Origin of the sequence: Paenibacillus sp. AK121 (assembly GCF_019042715.1) — a bacterium.
Taxonomy (GTDB): domain Bacteria; phylum Bacillota; class Bacilli; order Paenibacillales; family Paenibacillaceae; genus Paenibacillus; species Paenibacillus polymyxa_C.
In genome coordinates, this window is the sequence record NZ_JAHPJM010000001.1 from 460,896 (window position 1) to 480,642 (window position 19,747).

18 protein-coding genes are annotated in these 19,747 nt (G+C 46.6%); 17 read left to right on the plus strand and 1 reads right to left on the minus strand.

From position 1 onward, the window contains the following. Positions 1-108: 108 nt before the first annotated feature. From hemW to KSP24_RS02140, 17 genes are all read left to right on the plus strand, one after another. Positions 109-1,296: a radical SAM family heme chaperone HemW gene (gene hemW, locus KSP24_RS02060; RefSeq protein ID WP_216974347.1), complete on the plus strand. Its 1,188-nt coding sequence runs from the start codon at positions 109-111 to the stop codon at positions 1,294-1,296. Positions 1,297-1,452: 156 nt separating this feature from the next. Next, positions 1,453-1,929 (plus strand): N-acetyltransferase, encoded by a 477-nt coding sequence (locus KSP24_RS02065; protein ID WP_216974348.1) that lies wholly within the window; start codon positions 1,453-1,455, stop codon positions 1,927-1,929. A 977-nt stretch (positions 1,930-2,906) separates the two neighbouring features. After that, entirely contained in the window at positions 2,907-3,938 is a 1,032-nt protein-coding gene (gene hrcA, locus KSP24_RS02070; RefSeq protein WP_013372178.1) for a heat-inducible transcriptional repressor HrcA, read from the plus strand. Between the two features lie 121 nt (positions 3,939-4,059). Further along, positions 4,060-4,632, plus strand: a complete 573-nt coding sequence (grpE, locus tag KSP24_RS02075; protein ID WP_013372177.1) for a nucleotide exchange factor GrpE — start codon at positions 4,060-4,062, stop codon at positions 4,630-4,632. A gap of 87 nt (positions 4,633-4,719) precedes the next feature. After that, on the plus strand, positions 4,720-6,555 hold the full coding sequence (gene dnaK / locus KSP24_RS02080; protein ID WP_013372176.1) for a molecular chaperone DnaK: 1,836 nt from the start codon (positions 4,720-4,722) through the stop codon (positions 6,553-6,555). Positions 6,556-6,801: 246 nt separating this feature from the next. Next, a complete protein-coding gene (dnaJ, locus tag KSP24_RS02085) occupies positions 6,802-7,926 on the plus strand; it encodes a molecular chaperone DnaJ (RefSeq protein WP_013372174.1) in 1,125 nt (374 codons plus the stop codon). Between the two features lie 153 nt (positions 7,927-8,079). After that, complete coding sequence (gene dcuS, locus KSP24_RS02090) at positions 8,080-9,735, plus strand: DcuS/MalK family sensor histidine kinase (RefSeq protein WP_216974349.1); 1,656 nt, start codon at positions 8,080-8,082, stop codon at positions 9,733-9,735. Next, positions 9,728-10,435 (plus strand): two-component system response regulator DcuR, encoded by a 708-nt coding sequence (gene dcuR / locus KSP24_RS02095; protein ID WP_040103295.1) that lies wholly within the window; start codon positions 9,728-9,730, stop codon positions 10,433-10,435. Before dcuS ends, dcuR begins: the two co-directional genes overlap by 8 nt. A gap of 120 nt (positions 10,436-10,555) precedes the next feature. Beyond that, positions 10,556-11,902, plus strand: coding sequence for a 2-hydroxycarboxylate transporter family protein (locus tag KSP24_RS02100; protein WP_064962101.1), 1,347 nt, complete (start codon positions 10,556-10,558; stop codon positions 11,900-11,902). A gap of 63 nt (positions 11,903-11,965) precedes the next feature. Then, positions 11,966-13,162, plus strand: coding sequence for an NAD(P)-dependent malic enzyme (locus KSP24_RS02105; protein WP_216974350.1), 1,197 nt, complete (start codon positions 11,966-11,968; stop codon positions 13,160-13,162). A 179-nt stretch (positions 13,163-13,341) separates the two neighbouring features. Next, positions 13,342-13,716: a hypothetical protein gene (locus tag KSP24_RS02110; protein WP_016821610.1), complete on the plus strand. Its 375-nt coding sequence runs from the start codon at positions 13,342-13,344 to the stop codon at positions 13,714-13,716. 24 nt (positions 13,717-13,740) lie between these two features. Continuing rightward, entirely contained in the window at positions 13,741-13,926 is a 186-nt protein-coding gene (locus KSP24_RS02115; RefSeq protein WP_016324562.1) for a YfhD family protein, read from the plus strand. A gap of 248 nt (positions 13,927-14,174) precedes the next feature. Further along, a complete protein-coding gene (prmA, locus tag KSP24_RS02120; protein WP_064962103.1) occupies positions 14,175-15,140 on the plus strand; it encodes a 50S ribosomal protein L11 methyltransferase in 966 nt (321 codons plus the stop codon). Positions 15,141-15,142: 2 nt separating this feature from the next. Continuing rightward, positions 15,143-15,835 (plus strand): site-2 protease family protein, encoded by a 693-nt coding sequence (locus KSP24_RS02125; protein WP_013372166.1) that lies wholly within the window; start codon positions 15,143-15,145, stop codon positions 15,833-15,835. Between the two features lie 158 nt (positions 15,836-15,993). Further along, the gene (locus KSP24_RS02130; RefSeq protein WP_216974351.1) at positions 15,994-16,758 is read left to right on the plus strand and encodes a 16S rRNA (uracil(1498)-N(3))-methyltransferase; all 765 of its coding nucleotides are present in this window, start codon (positions 15,994-15,996) and stop codon (positions 16,756-16,758) included. 1 nt (position 16,759) lies between these two features. Continuing rightward, entirely contained in the window at positions 16,760-18,103 is a 1,344-nt protein-coding gene (mtaB, locus tag KSP24_RS02135) for a tRNA (N(6)-L-threonylcarbamoyladenosine(37)-C(2))-methylthiotransferase MtaB (protein WP_216974352.1), read from the plus strand. A gap of 103 nt (positions 18,104-18,206) precedes the next feature. Continuing rightward, a complete protein-coding gene (locus KSP24_RS02140) occupies positions 18,207-18,641 on the plus strand; it encodes an NUDIX hydrolase (protein ID WP_058829904.1) in 435 nt (144 codons plus the stop codon). On the opposite strand, the gene KSP24_RS02145 is transcribed toward KSP24_RS02140, so the two are convergent. After that, positions 18,631-19,653: a Na/Pi cotransporter family protein gene (locus KSP24_RS02145; protein ID WP_216974353.1), complete on the minus strand. Its 1,023-nt coding sequence runs from the start codon at positions 19,651-19,653 to the stop codon at positions 18,631-18,633. The two genes, KSP24_RS02140 and KSP24_RS02145, sit on opposite strands and share 11 nt — an antisense overlap. Between the last annotated feature and the right edge of the window lie 94 nt (positions 19,654-19,747).

Sequence of the window (19,747 nt, forward strand, 5' to 3'; positions counted from 1 at the left end):
GAAAATTGGGGAGTAACAGCGATCAGAAGATCAAATGGAACACGAAGCGGTTGGTCTCGACCTCGGCTCATTTTCTCACTATACCCTGAATCGACAAGGAGGATCGGTATGACCGCATCCATACAAAAACATGAATATTCATCCGCGCCTCAAGCGGTTTATCTGCATATACCTTTTTGCACGAATAAATGCTTTTACTGTGACTTCAACTCTTATGTGCTCAAGGATCAGCCTGTTATGGAATATCTGTATGCCTTAGAACGGGAGATGGAACATACGGTCAAACTTCACCCGCCAGGAGAGATAAAGACCATTTTTGTCGGGGGAGGAACACCAACAACCCTCAATCCGAAGGAAATGGAATATTTCCTGAGGAGCGTTCGTACCTATTTTCCAAACTGGGCGGAAGATATTGAGTTTTCCATGGAAGCCAATCCAGGCACAACTGATTTTGAAAAACTTTCTGTGATGAAAGAGGGCGGCGTCAATCGACTCAGTTTTGGTGTGCAGGCTTTCCAGAATGATCTGCTTACAGGCATAGGTCGTATTCATAGTACAGATGACGTCTATCGTAGTTTGGAAAACGCACGTAAGGCCGGCTTGGACAATCTGTCGATTGACCTGATGTTCGGTTTGCCGAACCAAACGGTCGACATGCTGGATGAAAGCGTCAGTAGAGCGCTGGAGCTGGATCTTCCTCATTACTCTATCTACAGTTTGAAGGTTGAAGAGAACACGCTCTTCCACACGTTATACCAGAAAAATCAGCTGCCACTTCCACATGAAGATGACGAACTGGAAATGTATTTGCTCCTTATGCGTCGCATGAAAGAAGCGGGTTATGAACAGTATGAAATTAGCAATTTCGCTAAACCAGGTTTGGGTAGTAAGCACAATATGACTTATTGGCGGAATGAGGATTATTATGGTCTTGGCGCTGGGGCACATGGTTATGTTGACAGAGAGCGTCATATGAACATTAAGGGCATTAACCCTTATGTGGAGGCTACTCGGAATGGCCTACCGCGTTTGGACAGCTTTGAGGTGCCGACGGCGGAAGCTATGGAGGACTTTCTCATGGTCGGTTTGAGAATGCTGGAGGGTGTGTCCAAATCCCGCTTTGAAGCTCAATTCGGTCAGACATTGGAAGACACGTTTACAGTTCCTCTTAGAAAAATGCTGAATGCAGGGTTAATCGAATCAATCGAGGATGGGTATCGTTTGAGCGAACGCGGTATTTTATTCGGAAATGACGTATTTGCAGAGTTCATCGGTTCGATCACGGTAAATTCATAAGTTGCAAGCTTCAATACAGTACATTTTGACTTCGTAAGCTGGGCCATCATTTTATTACACCATTCTGCCACAGCAGGGTAAATGGAGTATTGCGATTCTATGCGTAATGTTGTATATTTATTCATTATATGCGGCAAGCGGCAGGAGGAGAGCAAAATGGCTTCAGTGTGTAAAGATGTATTGTTCAGAAATGCGGTTCCTGAGGATGTGGAGCCTTTATATCAAATGATTAGCGGCTATGCAGAGCGGGGGATTATGCTGCCACGTTCAAGGGAAGTGCTTACGCGCCAACTGGAGCTGTTTATTGTTGCAGAGGTGGACGGCGAAGTCGTTGGTTGTGGTTCTTTATGCAAATTGGGGGCTGATTTGGTAGAGATTCGCTCCCTTGGTATCTCTGAGGGGCATAAAGGAATGGGAATCGGCTCCAAGCTTGTGGAAGGCCTTATTAGAGAAGCACGGCGGCAACATATTCCTAAAATTATGGCACTAACCTACGAGGTATCCTTTTTTATAAAAAACGGTTTTGATGTAGTTAGCAAAGAGATTTTCCCTGAAAAGGTATGGACTGACTGCATTCATTGCAGTAAACAAAACAATTGTGATGAAATCGCAGTGTTGAAAGTACTGAACTGACCTGTCAATAATGAGGCAGTTCAGTGTTTTTTTATCAGGACGCAGCCTTGCGTATGTGTTACAGCTTACATTATTGTGCCCTTGTTCGTTTCTCAAATGTTTGGAGTAACCACCAAATAAATTGATGATGAGGCTCCAGTTCCGAAGGTATATCACTCAGGCTTCTTATGGGATGGTCCTTATGGTAATCCGTATCATTATAAAAGTATGTAGTGCCATCTAACGGGACTTGACCTTTGTATTTATACAAGGCGACAATATATTTTTCAGACTCTCCAGTTCGGCTTGGACGATATGTGTACTCTTCCCAATCAGCTGGTGTTAAATCATCATAATGTAATATAGCAGTGACACTATATTTTATTTGCTTGGGAATGCTTGGACTGAATTCTTGTGGGTAAAATAAAATGGTATTCCATATGCTTAACAGTATTGTAGGGATCAAGATTAAGGCACACCACAAGGGTCTTAATTTACGAATTAAATGGATCACTGAAATCATAAGGGCAGCGTTCAGAATAAAAACTAGTGGCAAAGCAAGGATTCTTCCTAGGCCTGTGTACGGAAACAATTCGATTAAAATGTAAAACATACAAATTGTAGGTGAAAGAGCGATTAATGCGTATAAAAGGTTGCGGCGCTGGCTTCTCAGATCCTATTCCTCCTCAAAGACAATAAAGTTACAACAGTTTGGAGACACAGTCTCAATTTTTTGCATTCTGTATCCCTATACATAAATACGGTTTGGATATGATGAATAATGAGGGTTTATGTGAAAAAGTGTAAACGCTCTGTTTCCATATCAATAATCAAAATGGATGTAATAAATCTCGTTTATTGAAAATACTGATCTGACTTGACAATGATCAGGTCGGTTTGGTATTTTTGTATTATCAGTTAGCACTCATCGCGAACGAGTGCTAATGATTCCATTTAACAATCATGCTATTATGGATAAACGATAAGGGGGGATTCGCTTGTTAACCGAACGTCAGAGACTCATTTTGAATGCGATTATTGATGACTACATTCGTTCGGCTGAGCCAGTGGGTTCCCGCAGCATATCCAAAAGGCAGGATGTCGGATTCAGCCCAGCCACGATCCGTAATGAAATGTCGGATTTGGAGGAACAGGGCTATCTGGAGCAACCCCATACTTCTGCGGGACGCATCCCGTCTCATAAAGGTTATCGTTATTATGTGGACCATTTGGTGCCACTAAATACACTGAAGCCTATGGAAATGCGGGAACTAAAAGCCTTTTACGCCGAAAAGCTGAATGTAATGGAGCAAGTGATTCAGCATGCATCAGGCATTTTGTCCCATATGACCAATTATACTTCCATCTTGCTTGGGCCGGAGGTGTTTCATACTTCGTTGCGTCATTTTCAGCTGTTGCCGCTCAACGAAACGACGGCTGTGGCGATTATCGTGACCAATACCGGTCAGGTGGAGAATAAAACGGTGGATATTCCACCTGGAATTTCAATTTCCGAGATGGAAAAGGTTGTGAATTTACTGAACAGCAAGCTGGTCGGTGTGCCGATTTATCAGCTTAAATCACGCCTTTACACCGCGCTTGGTCAGGAAATGGAGAAGCATGTGTCTCATTTTGAGGACGCTATGAAGGTGCTGGATAAAGCACTCGATAATGAATCGGATCAGCGCTTGTATTTGAGCGGTGCGACGAACATGCTGAATCAACCTGAATTTAAAGATGTAGAAAAGGTTAAACATATTCTCGATCTGCTGGAGGAAACACCAACGCTGCTTAAACTGATGACTCCTGTAGCCGGAGCCCCTGAAATTCAAGTCCGCATCGGTACAGAAAATGATCATGAAGCATTTGCCAATTGCAGCCTGATTACTGCTACATATGCAGTAGACGGAGAAGCGTTGGGTACGATAGGTATATTGGGTCCGACGCGGATGGAGTATGCGAGAGTTATTAATATTTTGGGTATCCTGTCTAAGGATTTGACCGCAATGCTAACGCAACGGTTTAAATAGAACAAGATCGCACAGGTTGCGGTCCTACATGTTCCGCGCCGGGATACGGTTTGTATCCTGCGCGGGTGCATTGTTGCGTGCTTTTGTATGGGTAGTTATGACTTGAAGGAGGTGAAACATTTTGAAGGAAGAACAAGCGTTCCAAGATGAAAAACAACAAAATGTAAGCACAGAGGAAGCTGCCGAAACGAGCCAGCAGGAAGAGCCGGTGAATGAAGCGGCAGCACTGGAAGCCGAGGAAGAAAACACAGAGGTGGCAAAACTTCGTGCAGAGGCTGAGGAGCATCAGCAGCGGTTTTTGCGCGCACAGGCGGATTTTGATAATTTTCGCCGCCGTACACTGAAAGAAAAGGAAGACCTTGCTAAATATGCGTCTATGAAGCTTGTTACCGAGTTGGTGCCTGTTCTGGATAACTTCGAGCGAGCGCTGGCAACAGCATCGCAAGGAGCGGAGTCTGAGTCATTCACCAAAGGCGTGGAAATGATTTTCCGCCAGTTTGAGAGTGTGCTTCAGGCAGAGGGAGTGACGGCCATGAATGCAGTGGGACAACCGTTTAATCCTGATTTCCACCAGGCTATTATGCAGGTAGAGAGCGAAGAGCATGATGAAGGCATCGTCGTTGAAGAGGTACAAAAAGGATACATGCTGAAGGACAAGGTGCTTCGTCCAGCGATGGTAAAAGTTAGCATGTAACTTTTTCTATATACATTAGAATTACATCATTTTGATTCAACCATTCTGGCCTGAGGGCCTCGTATATACAGAAGGAGGAATTGTCCGATGAGCAAAGTAATCGGTATTGACTTAGGTACAACCAACTCTTGTGTGGCTGTTATGGAGGGCGGCGAAGCCGTCGTTATTCCAAATCCGGAAGGCGCGCGCACAACCCCTTCCGTTGTCGGTTTCAAAAAAGATGGGGAGCGTACTGTGGGGGAAACGGCAAAACGCCAAGCAATTACGAACCCGGATCGTACAATCATGTCCATCAAGCGCCACATGGGTACAAATCATAAAGAAAACATCGATGGTAAGGAATATTCCGCACAGGAAATTTCCGCTATGATTTTGCAAAAGCTGAAAGCTGACGCTGAAGCTTATCTGGGCCAAACGGTTTCTCAAGCGGTTATCACTGTTCCAGCTTACTTCAATGATGGTCAACGTCAAGCCACTAAGGACGCAGGCAAAATTGCCGGTCTGGAAGTTCTGCGGATTGTCAATGAGCCAACAGCAGCTGCATTGGCATATGGTATGGAAAAATCCGAAGACCAAACGATCCTCGTATATGACTTGGGCGGCGGTACATTCGACGTATCCATTTTGGAACTGGGCGATGGTTTCTTCGAAGTTAAAGCAACAAGCGGCGATAACAAGCTGGGTGGCGATGACTTTGACCAAGTGATTATTGATTACCTCGTAAATGAGTTCAAGAAAGATCAAGGTATTGACCTGAGCAAAGATAAAGCAGCTGTACAACGTCTGAAAGACGCAGCAGAAAAAGCGAAAAAAGAACTGTCCGGCGTGCTGACAACGACAATTTCCTTGCCGTTTATCACAGTAGCTGATGGCGTTCCACAGCATTTGGAGTTGAACCTGACTCGTGCGAAGTTTGAAGAATTGTCTGCAGGTCTGGTTGAACGTACTTTGGGACCTACTCGTCAAGCGATGAAAGATGCAGGCATGAGTGCTAGCGACATCGATAAAATCGTTTTGGTCGGCGGCTCTACACGTATTCCAGCTGTACAAGAAGCAATCAAAAAGCTGACAGGTAAAGAGCCTCATAAAGGCGTAAACCCTGATGAAGTAGTGGCTTTGGGCGCAGCAGTTCAAGCAGGTGTATTGACAGGTGATGTGAAAGACGTCGTTCTCCTTGACGTAACTCCACTGTCCCTCGGTATTGAAACCGCAGGTGGCGTATTCACAAAAATGATTGATCGTAACACGACAATCCCTACGAGCAAATCGCAGGTATTCTCGACGTATGCCGACAATCAGCCTAGCGTAGAAATTCACGTACTGCAAGGTGAACGCGAAATGGCAGCAGGCAACAAAACACTGGGCCGTTTCCAATTGGGAGATATCCCTCCAGCACCACGTGGTGTACCGCAAATCGAAGTTACTTTCGACCTCGATGCGAACGGTATCGTGAACGTATCTGCTACAGATAAAGGCACAGGTAAAAGCCAAAAAATTACGATCACATCTTCTAGCGGCTTGAGTGACGAAGAAGTAGAACGTATGATGAAGGATGCCGAGTTGCATGCGGAAGAAGATAAGAAACGCAAAGAGTTGGTAGAAGCGAAAAACGCTGCGGACCAACTGATCTACTCCGTAGACAAAACGATTAAAGATCTGGGCGAAAAAGCGGATGCAGGTGAAGTCGAAAAAGCAAATGCAGCTAAAGAAAATCTGCAAAAAACGCTGGAATCCGACAACCTGGAAGACATCAAAAAAGCTACTGAAGAACTGACTGAAATCGTTCAGCAATTGTCTGTGAAATTGTATGAGCAAGCTGCTCAAGCAGCACAAGCTCAAGACGGAGCAGCAGACAGCAAAGGCCGTGACAATGTTGTTGATGCGGACTATGAAGTTGTTGATGAAGATCAGAAGAAAGACTAAGCAACGGATCGGGTAGTGTAACTTTACGGTATACCGGTACGTTATGATATACTGAACAGTAATTGCAGCGTAGCTGCCTTGATAAATAACAATTAGCCTAAGGGTAACCGTTATTTCCAAGATAAATAAGCATATTACGGGTTGTACTGCCTTGAAATGATGGGAAGGTCAGAGCCGGGTCATCCCGCGCCTTTGGCTTTCCTTTTATATGTAGTGCAGACACGTTGTAGGCATGGGGGTGGAACATTGGCTGATAAGCGTGATTATTATGAGGTGCTAGGTGTCGCAAAAGGCGCTTCGGATGAAGAAGTCAAAAAGGCTTACCGCAAGCTTGCGCGTCAGTATCATCCGGACGTGAACAAGGCTGCGGACGCAGAAGCTAAATTTAAAGAAGTAAAAGAAGCTTACGATGTTCTCAGCGATGGTCAGAAGCGGGCAAGATACGACCAATACGGTCATGTAGACCCAAATCAGGGCATGGGAGGCGGCTTTGGTGGTGCCGACTTCGGTGGCGGGTTTGGTGATATTTTTGATATGTTCTTTGGTGGCGGCAACGGTCGGCGTGATCCGAATGCACCGCAACGAGGGAACGATCTTCAATATACGATGACGATTGAATTCAAAGAAGCGGTGTTTGGTAAAGAAACCGACATTCAAATTGAACGCACGGAAACATGCGATACGTGTCATGGTACAGGAGCCAAGGCGGGCACTCAACCACAGACCTGTTCCGTCTGCCATGGCAGTGGACAAGAAGAAGTGGTACAGAATACACCGTTTGGCCGCATGGTTAATCGACGCGCTTGTTCCAATTGCGGCGGTTCCGGAAAAATTATCAAGGAAAAATGTACGACTTGTAGCGGATCAGGCCGTGTCCGCAAGAAACGTAAAATTCATATTCGCATTCCGGCGGGTGTGGATGACGGCGCACAAATGCGTATCAACGGGGAAGGCGAAGGCGGTGTCAACGGAGGACCGGCTGGTGACTTGTACGTCGTATTCCGTGTGAAGTCGCACGACTTCTTTGAGCGTGAGGGAGACGATATCTACTGTGAAATTCCGCTGACGTTTTCACAGGCAGCATTGGGAGATGAGGTGGAGATCCCTACGTTGACCGAGAAAGTGAAGCTGAAAGTTCCAGCAGGCACACAAACAGGCACTTATTTCCGTCTTAAAGGAAAGGGTGTGCCAAAACTGCGCGGCGTAGGTCAAGGTGACCAGCATATTAAGGTAGTTGTGGTAACGCCTAGCAAGCTGAGTGAGGAACAGAAGGATTTGCTGCGTCAGTTCTCTTCGCTTAGTGGAGAGCAGACACATGAGAATGAGCAGTCCTTTTTTGATCGTGTGAAGCGGGCTTTCCGAGGCGACTAAGCCAAAGTCTAAATCGCGGAGCTTCAATCATGAATCCGAGGGGACTATTCCGCAATTGCGGGATAGTCCCTTTTTTTATATTCACGTAAACACATACATAGCCATTTTTGTATAACCAAAGTTAACTATTGAGCTTCTATCAACTAGAAAGGGGTGAGTTCCATCGAAAAAATACGGACAAGTCTGCGTCGAGGTAAGCCGCTTTTAAAGCTCAGAGGTCTAATAACGCTGCTCGTATGTCTGGTTATGGCACTTGTGCTCCTGCCAGTAACACTGTTATTTGCGGAGAGAGTTGAGCTTGAAACGGAGAGGGGGCTTGAGGAAAAGGCAATGTCCATTGCGCGTACACTCGCCCATACACCGCTTATTATCGAGCAATTGCAACAGACGGGTTCTTCTCCTTCCATGCAGGAGTATGTGAAGAAGGTCTCAACAGCGAATCATATCCAATTCGTCGTGGTTATGGATATGAAGGGAATTCGTAAAACGCACCCCGATGCTAGGAGAATTGGCAAAGCCTTTGTCGGAGGAGACGAGTATACTGCACTTCATGGTCAGGAGAGCGTGTCCGTTGCAAAGGGGACATTAGGCATGTCCATGCGAGCCTTTTCCCCCGTATTCAGTGTGACGGGAAAGCAGGTAGGGGCAATTGTTGTTGGTATATCCATGCAAGATATACAGCGGGCCCAGGAAGGCAACACCCGTCTTATTGCTATCGCCATTGGTATCGGAATGTTGATTGGCACAGGAGGAGCGGTTGTATTGGCCCGTAAAATCAAAAATATGCTGGTCGGTCTGGAACCGCCGGAAATCGCACGTTTGCTGGAGGAACGCAGCGCGATGTTGCAGTCCATCAAGGAAGGAGTCATTGCAGTGGATGAATGCGGTCGTATCATGCTGATGAATGCAGAAGCGATCCGTCTACTGAGGCAAGCGGGGATTGAAGACTTCTCATTCTCTGGACAGGAAATTACTGTTTATTTATCTGCTTTCCGATTACAAGAGGTCTTGGAAGTAAGCACTCCACTGATGGATGAGGAGATGGAGCTGGGTGGGATCACCTTGCTGACCACCAGTGTTCCGATACGGGTCAAAGGAAAAATTGTCGGAGCCATTGTAACCTTTCGGGATAAGACGGAGATGAACCAGCTTGCGGAACGTTTGACCGGAGTTTCTTTGTACACGGAAGCACTACGCGCACAGGCTCATGAATTTATGAACAAGCTGCATGTCATTATGGGGATGGTGCACTTGCGAATGTATGATAAACTGGAGCACTATATTATGGATGCCGTCGAGCATCATCAAGTAGAGATAGGTTCCATTACTCGGCAGCTTAAGGACCCAGTTATGGCGGGGTTTGTGTTAGGAAAATTAAGCCGGGCCAGAGAGGCAGGGGTAAGTTTTGAACTGACTCCGGGTAGTCACTTGCCTGAATCCAGTCAAACTCAAACGACTCACGAACTGATTACTATTCTTGGCAATCTGTTTGATAATGCGGTGGAGGCGATGGAATCTCTGGAGCACAAGCGGATTACCCTTTCACTTTATTATGAGGAAAACCAGAAGCATGGCTGTCTGACCTGTATCATGTGCGACAATGGTCCGGGTATAACGGAGGATCTTGTGAAGGCTATTTTTGAAAAAGGTTTTTCGACCAAGGGAGAGTCACGAGGGATGGGACTTTATCTAGTGGCGCAAAGCGTGAAGAGGCTACAAGGTAGTGTAAAGTTGATCCCAGTCGAGCAGGGGTGCTGTTTTCAGATTAAGATTCCATACATTATAGCGGGGAATGATGAACATGATTAATGTCCTGATTGTAGAAGATGATCCGATGGTTGCAGAATTTAACCGCAAATATATGGAGCAGGTAGAGGGTTTCCAATGTGGCGGTTGGGCTTCTTCGGTGGAAGAGGCTAAGAAATATTTAGCTGAACAAGCCATTGATCTAATATTGCTGGATGTGTATATGCAAGAAAGTAATGGCCTCGATTTACTGTCATTCATACGGGAGGCTGGAGTGAATGTGGATGTTATTGTCATCTCAGCTGCAAGTGACATGAGCAGTGTCAAAAAGGCGATGAATTTTGGCGCTGTGGATTATTTGATCAAGCCTTTCCACTTTAACCGTTTTCTAGAGGCACTTACCGGGTATCGAGAGCACATTAGTATTGTGCGTGAGCGCAGTCTACTATCGCAGGAGGAGCTGGATCGACTGATTTATCATAAAAGCTTGACTAAAGACTTGGCACGGTTGCCCAAGGGGATAACGAAATCCACGCTGGCTATGATATGGAATTGTATCCAGCAGCATCATAAGGTTCTATTTTCCACGGAGGATATTGCGGAGAGTGCAGGAATCTCCAGGGTGTCGATGCGCAAGTATTTGGCTTTTATGACAGAGATTGAAGTACTTTCTATGGAAACTATATATGGTACCATTGGACGCCCTGTTTACCAATATCAAGTTTTACCGCAGGCAGAAGGAATCATCAATAGTTATATTTAGCCTTATTTCTGATTACTTTAGTTACAAAAGTTAGTTCTTAGTTTTAAAACCAAATAAAGCGTTTTCCAAGGTGTAGAATGGGAACATGATCATCATTCTTCACTTTATGGAGGGAGATTTATGGAAAATGCTACGAACCAGCCTGTCATTCAAAAGGGGCAAAGATGGAGTAAAAATACTGTAGATGGGTTTAGGATGCTGGGGAGGATAAAGGTGGGAGTGATTCCTCTTCCGCTATATGCCGTGATCGCGCTAATTGTTTATGCGGCTGCAATTACAGAAAGACTTCCGAACGATCTATTAGGCGGGTTTGCCGTCATCATGATTTTAGGTATATTGCTCAGTGATCTGGGAGCCAAACTTCCGCTGCTTAAACATATAGGCGGGCCAGCCATCTTATCCCTTATGGTTCCATCGTTAATGGTATTTTGGAATATGTTCAGTCCATCTGCGATGGGGGCTGTGCACACGCTTATGAAAACCTCGAATTTTCTTTATTTTTACATCGCATGTCTAGTAACCGGCAGTATTCTTGGTATGGATCGCAAAATGCTAATGAATGGAATTGTCAAAATTTTTGCCCCCATTATCATAGGATCTATTGCTGCTGTTGCCGTCGGTATGCTGGTGGGTATGGCTTTTGGCTATAGTGCTTATCATACATTTTTTTTCATCATCATTCCGATTATTTCCGGCGGGATTGGAGAAGGCATCTTACCGTTGTCCATTTCGTATGGAATGGTACTGGGCAAGGATTCTGCAGTATTCGTATCCCAGTTTATCCCGGCTGCAATTATCGGTAACATTGTTGCAATTATAGGGGCAGGCGTCTTGAAGAGATTAGCGGAGAAAAAACCAAAAACTTCTGGTAACGGAAGGTTGTTAAAACTCGAAAAAGACAAAGGTGAGTTAGCTCCGGTAAACTTGGGACAATCCGTTTCTTTTCCATTAATGGGTGGTGGTCTGCTGTTGGCCTGTACTTTCTTTATTGTGGGTAAGCTGCTGGAGCCGTATCTCCATATTCCAGGACCGATTCTCATGATTCTGGCGGCGGCATTAATTAAGTGTGTTCAGATCATGCCGAACACATTGGAGCAGGGAGCTTTTCATTTGTACAAATGTATAACTGCTAGTCTGACGTGGCCCTTGATGGTGGGGTTAGGTATTTTGTATGTGCCATTAGATAGTGTAGTTGGGATTCTAACGGTTCCTTATGCGATTACCTGTGCATCTGTAGTGGTTGCATTGATTGTTACTGGATATTTCACAGGAAAATGGATTCACATGTATCCCGTAGAAGCTGCTTTGGTGACCAGTTGTCGCGGCGGATTAGGGGGCACGGGCGATGTAGCCATTTTGTCTGCATCCAATCGGATGGAACTGATGCCTTTTGCCCAAATTGCTACACGGATTGGCGGGGCGGGCACGGTCATTTTAGCCACCTTGTTACTCCAATTATGGAGCTGATGAGATTTATACACAGGACTGAGTTTCATATCCAAATAGAGGCATGAAAGGACGGAGAAAAATATGAGCAGTTTAATAGATGAGATTAGAGAATTACATGCAGGTGGCAAAATGGAGACCTTACCCAAGAAGCCAATTGAAACGATGGAGGGGTTATCCAAAGTTTATACGCCAGGTGTAGCTGAAATTTGCATGGAAATCGCCAATGACCCAGCCAAAGCATATCAATTAACGATCAAAAAAAATACAGTAGCGGTCGTATCAGATGGAACCGCGGTACTTGGATTGGGAGATATCGGGCCAGAGGCTGCTATGCCTGTGATGGAGGGTAAAGCAATACTATTCAAACAATTTGCAGGTGTCGATGCATTCCCCATCTGTCTCAATACGAAGGACCCTGATGAGATTGTTCAAATTGTCAAAATGATCGCTCCTGCCTTTGGCGGCATTAACTTGGAAGATATATCTTCGCCACGCTGTTTTGAGATTGAAAGACGGTTGAAGCAGGAACTCGACATCCCAGTATTTCATGATGATCAGCATGGTACGGCAGTTGTTGTATTAGCAGGGTTGGTCAATGCACTAAAGGTATGCGGCAAAAAAATGGAAGATGTCAAAGTCGTATTTGCCGGGATCGGTGCGGCAGGTATGGCCTGCTCCCGTATGCTGCTCAAGGCAGGGGTACGCAATCTGATTGGCGTGGATCGGCAAGGAGCCATTCACCGTGGTGTAGAATACAGTAACCCGCATTGGACAGAGTATGCGAACATGACTAACCCGCATAATTTAAGTGGAAGCTTATCTGAGGTAATTGTGGGAGCTGATGTGTTCATCGGTGTATCTGGTCCAGATATACTGACTGTGGAAGACATACAGAGCATGGCAACTGATCCTATCGTGTTTGCTATGGCGAATCCGAACCCAGAAATTGATCCGACCGTAGCCTTACCTTATGTGCGTGTGCTTGCTACCGGCCGCTCCGATTTTCCTAACCAGATTAATAACGTGCTGTGCTTCCCGGGTATTTTCCGGGGCGCTTTGGATTGCCATGCCAAGACGATTAACGAGGAGATGAAACTGGCTGCCGGGCTTGCCATCGCTGATGCCATTTGCCCTGAGGAGCTAAGTGAAACTTATATCATACCGAATGTTTTTAATGCGAAGGTGGTTCAGAAGGTACGGGATGCTGTTATTCGCGCAGCCTGGGAGACAGGAGTAGCCATGTCAGGAGAAGCTCCGGCAGCTACTTTACATCCGTAAAAGTTATGTTCTTCACAAACTTTAGTTCACGGTCTTGGCCTGCTGTTCTTGATAGTGTCTGTATCCGTTTAGCTTTCGTGGAGAATATAAAGTCTTGCCAATGAGCAGGATATAACAAAGCGTAACGGTCTATGTTCTCAACCAAGGTTACGCTCAATACTACACAGGGAGATTTTGGGATGGGCGAAAAAAATATTTTGGCGTATTTCAAAAGTCCTGAGGAAGCACAGGGAGCCGCGAGAAAATTGGAGGCTCTCCGGGTAACGGATATGTCGATAGATCGTTTTAGCCGGTATCCGCGGCAGTCTACGGGCAACGCCGGACTGCCTGTGTTCTCGGGACAGATTAGCAGCTTGTCCTCACTCACACAGGGCGTGGATTTTACAGATGCGTCTCCTGCAATACTGGCTGCGGCTGATCCTGCTGCCAGTGGCATGAGTGATGGAGGACAAGGTGGACCGACCGGCCGCGATATTTTGTTGACTGCGGTGGTGGATGAATCCATTCATCATCAGGCGATGTCTATTGTGGAACAAGCGGGTGGAATGCTGTGACAAGTTTGGAAGGAGCAGTGACCGATGTCTAAAAACAAACGGTTCGATAAAGTGCTGACCAAAACCGAGAAAATCAAACGCATGCAATCTGCCAAAAACGAGGATGTTGAGTTCTCGGCAGAGCTGGCAGATGCTGAGGATCTGGAAGCGATCCGGCGTAGTGAAGTAGCTGACCGCCGTCAGCAACGTATCATAAACGACAACGAGTAGAATACAATAAGGCGGGTATCCCATCTAAAAAGGTGATTTGCGGGATAGCCCGTCTTATTTGTGTTTTCCCCTTGTTCTATTCATTATCCGCTACATGCTGTTGCGCTAAAAACTAGAGGGCTAAAGATAAAGGCAGTAGTCGCAGGTGTTTGATTTTCAATAATGAGTCCATCTGCTTTTTTGAACTCCTATGCGAGTATATAGTACAATGTAATGTATGCATGTGAAATGAGGAGGAAATGTAAACCATGTTGTGGAATGAAATTACAATACATACAAGCGAGGAAGCTATCGAAATGATTTCGAATTTTCTGCACGAAGCAGGTGCGGGAGGGGTTTCCATTGAAGAATCCGGTTCGCTCAACAAGCCTCGGGATACGTCTTATGGACAGTGGTACGATCGCCCTTTGAACGATATTCCTGAAGGACAAGCGATCATCAAGGGCTATTTTGCTGAAGAAATAGACATGGACAGCGTGCGTGCACAAATTGAGCCGCGGGTTGAACAATTGAGAACATTTGATATTGACCCTGGCGAGGTTCGGTATGAGCTGAAAACGGTCAACGAGGATGACTGGGCTAATGCCTGGAAACAATATTTCAAGCCTTTGCGTGTATCGGATCATTTGACAATCAAACCGACTTGGGAAGAGTATGAGCCTGCGAGTGAAGATGAAAAAATCATTGAGCTCGATCCTGGTATGGCCTTCGGCACTGGTACACATCCGACGACATCCCTTTGCCTGAGAACGCTGGAATCCGTGATTCAGGGTGGAGAAGAAGTCATTGATGTTGGTACAGGCTCCGGTATCTTAGCCATTGGAGCGATAAAGCTGGGAGCAAAGCATATACTTGCCTTGGATCTCGACCCGGTGGCGGTATCGAGTGCGCGTGAAAATACGCGTTTGAACGGACTGGAGGAACACATCACCATTAAAGAAAGCGATTTGCTCTCTGTGCTTAATGCAAGCGATCCAACGCTGGGGATCCAGCTGCCAGTCAAGCTGGTGGTAGCTAATATTTTAGCTGAGATCATTTTGCTGTTCATTGATGATGTATATAAAGCCTTGGAGCCAGGTGGCATTTATATTGCTTCAGGGATTTGGAAGAACAAAGAAGAGGTTGTCGAATCTGCGTTGAAAGCAGCTGGCTTTGAGATTGCCGAAATCAACCGGGATGAAGATTGGCTGGCGTTTGTGGCGAGAAAGAGGTAAGCATGGATTTTTTACAAAGTATTTTTCGGGTAAATTTAAATGTCCTTCCATTTTACTTGCTGGCTGTGATCATATCGTTTACGGTGCATGAGTTTGCTCATGCGTATTATGCCAATAAATTTGGCGATCCTACGGCCAAGCTACTTGGGCGCGTGACTTTAAATCCGGCAGTGCATATTGATCTGCTGGGTACGCTGTTACTGTTGATCGGAGGCTTTGGCTGGGCCAAGCCAGTCCCGGTCAATCGTGACAATTTTAGCCGTCCGCGCCTCATGGGCATTATTGTATCGGCTGCTGGTCCGCTGAGCAATCTCCTGCTTGCATTTGTGACTACGCTGATCTATGCTGTGCTGCTTCATTTTCAAGTATTGCCGGGAATGGAGAACCAGCGGGTGGCACAGGCAATCTATTTGTTTATCAATGCACTGATCAATTTGAATCTGTTTTTGTTTATTTTTAATCTAATTCCACTGCCTCCACTCGATGGCTACCGGATTGTGGAGGATGTGGCTCCCACTCCTGTGCGCCGCAAGCTTCAGCAGTTTGAGCAATGGTCGATCTTTATTTTTCTGCTTATACTGATAATTCCGCAGGTACGAGCTGTAACGATTGAACCTCTTTACACGCTGTCTCAGATGATTTATATACAGTTTTTGCAGTTCTCTTTTTACATTACCGGACTGTTCGGAGCCTAAGGGCTCCTTTTTTTACGAGAATCGGTATAACGTGAATGGAAGAGGGAACAGACTGGTCATAGAGGAGCAAAAGATGATATGATGGTGCTTGGTGATTTATTCGGAATTTGTACGGAACGTTAGTGGATAATAGTTATTTTTAGAATAGGTGTGAGAGAATGCAGCGTTATTTTATTCCGGCAGAGCAATTTCTAGAAGATCACGTCATTGTTACGGGTGAGGACGCACGGCATATTGCCAAAGTCATGCGCGGCCGTAGTGGCGACAAAATTATAGTCAGTGACGGGGGATCCAGGGAAGCGCTGGCTGCATTGGATACGATTGAGCAGGATCATGTGAAAGCGACGATTATTGAACCGCTGGAGATGACCTCTGAACCGTATGTTCAGATCACTATCGCGCAGAGTCTTCCTAAAGGGGACAAGATGGAGACGGTGATGCAAAAATGTACGGAAATCGGAGCCACCGGTTTCGTACCGTTTTTATCCGAGCGTACGGTCGTACAGTATGATGCCAAAAAGGAAGGCAAGCGACTGGAGCGTTGGCGCAAAATTGTGAAGGAAGCGGCTGAGCAAAGCCATCGCAATCGGATTCCGGAAATTAGCGCACCCCTGACGTGGAAAGAACTTCTGGCTTCTTTTGCTGGGTATGATTTGATATGTTATTGTTATGAAAAAGAGCAGGGTCGGCAGCTACGGGATGTAATCCAGCCTTTCGCAGGACGCTGGGCGTCCACAGACAAGCCGCGTGTGCTGGTAGTTGTGGGCCCGGAAGGCGGCTTTACTGAAGCGGAAAGCCTAGAGGCCGAGCAGGCCGGGGCACAGTCTACAGGACTGGGAAGACGTATTTTGCGTGCGGAGACCGCAGGTATGGTTGCATTGGCATGCATTTTATATGAGACAGGAGAAATGGGAGGGGTTTAATATGCCATCAGTGGCATTTTACACATTAGGTTGTAAGGTAAACTTTTATGATACAGAAGCAATCTGGCAGCTGTTCAAAAAAGAAGGTTATGAGCAGGTGGATTTTGACGAGCAGACTGCTGATGTCTATTTAATTAATACATGTACGGTTACGAACACCGGTGATAAAAAAAGCCGTCAGATCATTCGTCGCGCGATTCGCCGAAATCCAGATGCCATTGTGGCAGTGACGGGCTGTTACGCTCAAACTTCTCCAGCTGAAATTATGGATATTCCAGGTGTTGATCTTGTTATTGGTACGCAGGACCGAGATAAGATTATTCCGTTTGTAAAGGAGATACAAGAGTCGCGTCAACCCGTAAACGCGGTGCGTAATATAATGAAGACCCGTGTGTTTGAGGAAATGGATGTACCTGATTTTGCTCATCATACCCGCGCGTTTCTAAAAATTCAGGATGGCTGCAATAACTTCTGCACCTTCTGTATTATCCCGTGGTCGCGGGGCTTATCCCGCAGCCGTGATGCGGCGAGCATTATCACACAGGCGCGTCAACTGGTGCACGCAGGCTACAAGGAAATCGTACTCACGGGTATCCATACGGGTGGTTATGGCGACGATATGGATAATTATGACCTATCCGATCTGCTGTGGGACCTGGAGAAAGTGGAAGGGCTGGAACGTATTCGTATCAGCTCGATTGAAGCAAGCCAGATTGATGAAAAAATGCTGGACGTGCTGAAACGCTCCAATAAGCTGGTTCGCCATTTCCACATACCGCTTCAAGCAGGGGACGATACCGTGCTGAAACGGATGCGCCGCAAGTACACGACAGAAGAGTTTTATAACAAAATGCTTATGATTCGAAAAGCAATGCCAGATGTAGCGATTACAACAGATATAATTGTCGGCTTCCCTGGAGAAACGGACGAAATGTTCCGCAATGGCTATGAGCTGATGAAAAAAATCGGTTTCTCGGAAATGCACGTGTTCCCGTATTCCAAGCGTACTGGAACGCCTGCGGCGCGTATGGAGGATCAGGTTGACGAGGACGTGAAAAATGCGCGTGTGCGTGAGCTGATTGAACTGTCTGAGCAAATGCAGCTGGCATATGCTGAGAAGTTTGTTGGTCAGGTGCTGGAAGTTATTCCTGAAGTAGCCCCTAAAGGGACAGAAGATAGCGGCATACTCTACGGTTATAGTGACAACTACATTCAACTGGTGTTTGAAGGTAATAAGGAGCTGGTTGGTAAGGTGTGCCGCGTGAAGCTGACGAAGGCAGGCGTTAATGAAAGTGAAGGCCAATTGGTCCGCGTATTGGAGAATGGGCTGCAAACAGCTTTGTAAAACAAAAAGAGCCTGAACAGGCAATAGCGATGGCCAACAAGGATTTCGCCTTTCCTTACAGAGAGGACGGAATCCTTGTTGCGCAAGGAAAGGAGATTACAGGATGGCAGCAAGAAAGGAAATTTCCGCAGGTGGCGTAGTGTTCCGCAAACAGGAGGAGCAACTTGAAATTCAGCTGATTACTGACCGATATGGCAAGATATCTTTGGCTAAAGGCAAAATGGAACCAGGTGAAACAATCGAACAAACAGCTCTACGTGAAATTCGTGAGGAAACAGGGCTGAACGGGCGAATTATTCAGCATGTGGATATGATTGCTTATACGTATCAGCACCCTGAATATGGGGAAGTGGACAAGGAAGTTCATTATTATCTCGTAGAGGCACTGGATGGGAATTTACAGGCACAGATTGAAGAAATCAAAGGCGTCGCATGGCATACGCCCGAAGAAGCTTGGCGTCTTCAGCGCCAGGGTGGATATGACAACAATGATGTCATTCTAAGCAAGGCGCTGTCCATGTTAGGAATTAACGTTTAGTTCTATGGAGGGACATACGCTCCTCTATACGTGTCCATATAGGTAAATAACAGAGAGGCAAGGCAAGCAGAGAACTGATGACGTTAAACAGGGTTTGGGCATGCGCTACCTTGGCCCCAGGTTCAGTAGATATCCAGGCAGCGGCCATATCCAGCCCGGGGATTAACGGCATAAAGAGCAATGCCCCGCCTACGTTCAGTAATACGTGGGACCAGGCCACAAATTTTCCAGACACGCTGCCGCCAACAGCGGCAATCAGGGCAGTCACGCAGGTGCCTACATTGGAGCCAATGACGATGGCGATCCCTACATCGACTGGTAAGGCACCCGCAGCAGCCAGGCTAATCGCCATACCAATGACGGCTGCGCTGCTGTGAACCAGTGCGGTCAGGCAGGCTCCAGCAGCGAAGGCCCACCACATGTTGGCTGCAGCATGATCAAGAAACCAGCGGAATAGTCCGGCCTGTTCAATCCAGGGGCCGACGGCTTGCATCACACGGATACCTGCCAGAATCAGCGAAAATCCGGCAAAGACGAGGCTGATAAATTGTACAGCCTGTGGGCGGCTGAGCCCATTGGAGCTGGGGGAAGCTCCGGCAGCTGCATACTGGCGGCCAGCGACCGTTTCTCCCCACAGAACGGCAGTGCCCCAGCAGAGCAGTGAACCGCATAGCAACGGAACAGCCAGCTTGCCGAGCTGGAGGCCCATCAGCTCGGTCGTCAGACAGGTGCCAATATTGGTGCCGAGAATGATGCCGAGCGTGCGGCCGTAGGTCAACAGCCCGGCGTTGACCAGTCCGATCGTCAGCACCGTTACGGCGGTGCTGCTTTGCAGTAGGGCGGTAATGCCTGAGCTGAACAGCATTCCCCGCCAAGGGGAAATCGTAGCCCGGTTCAGCCAGCGGGTAAGGAAGGGGCCAGCCAAATGCCGGAGGGCAGCTTCCATCAGCTTCATTCCGCCTAAAAAAATAAGCAGCCCACCGCACAGTGGGAGTATAACATGTATGAACACGGCCATAGCCCCCTTTTCTAGGTGAAAATACTTATGTAACAGCCTATGATCTGTCAAGGACAGCCATGACAAGCATGGTTGAGCAGTTTTTCAC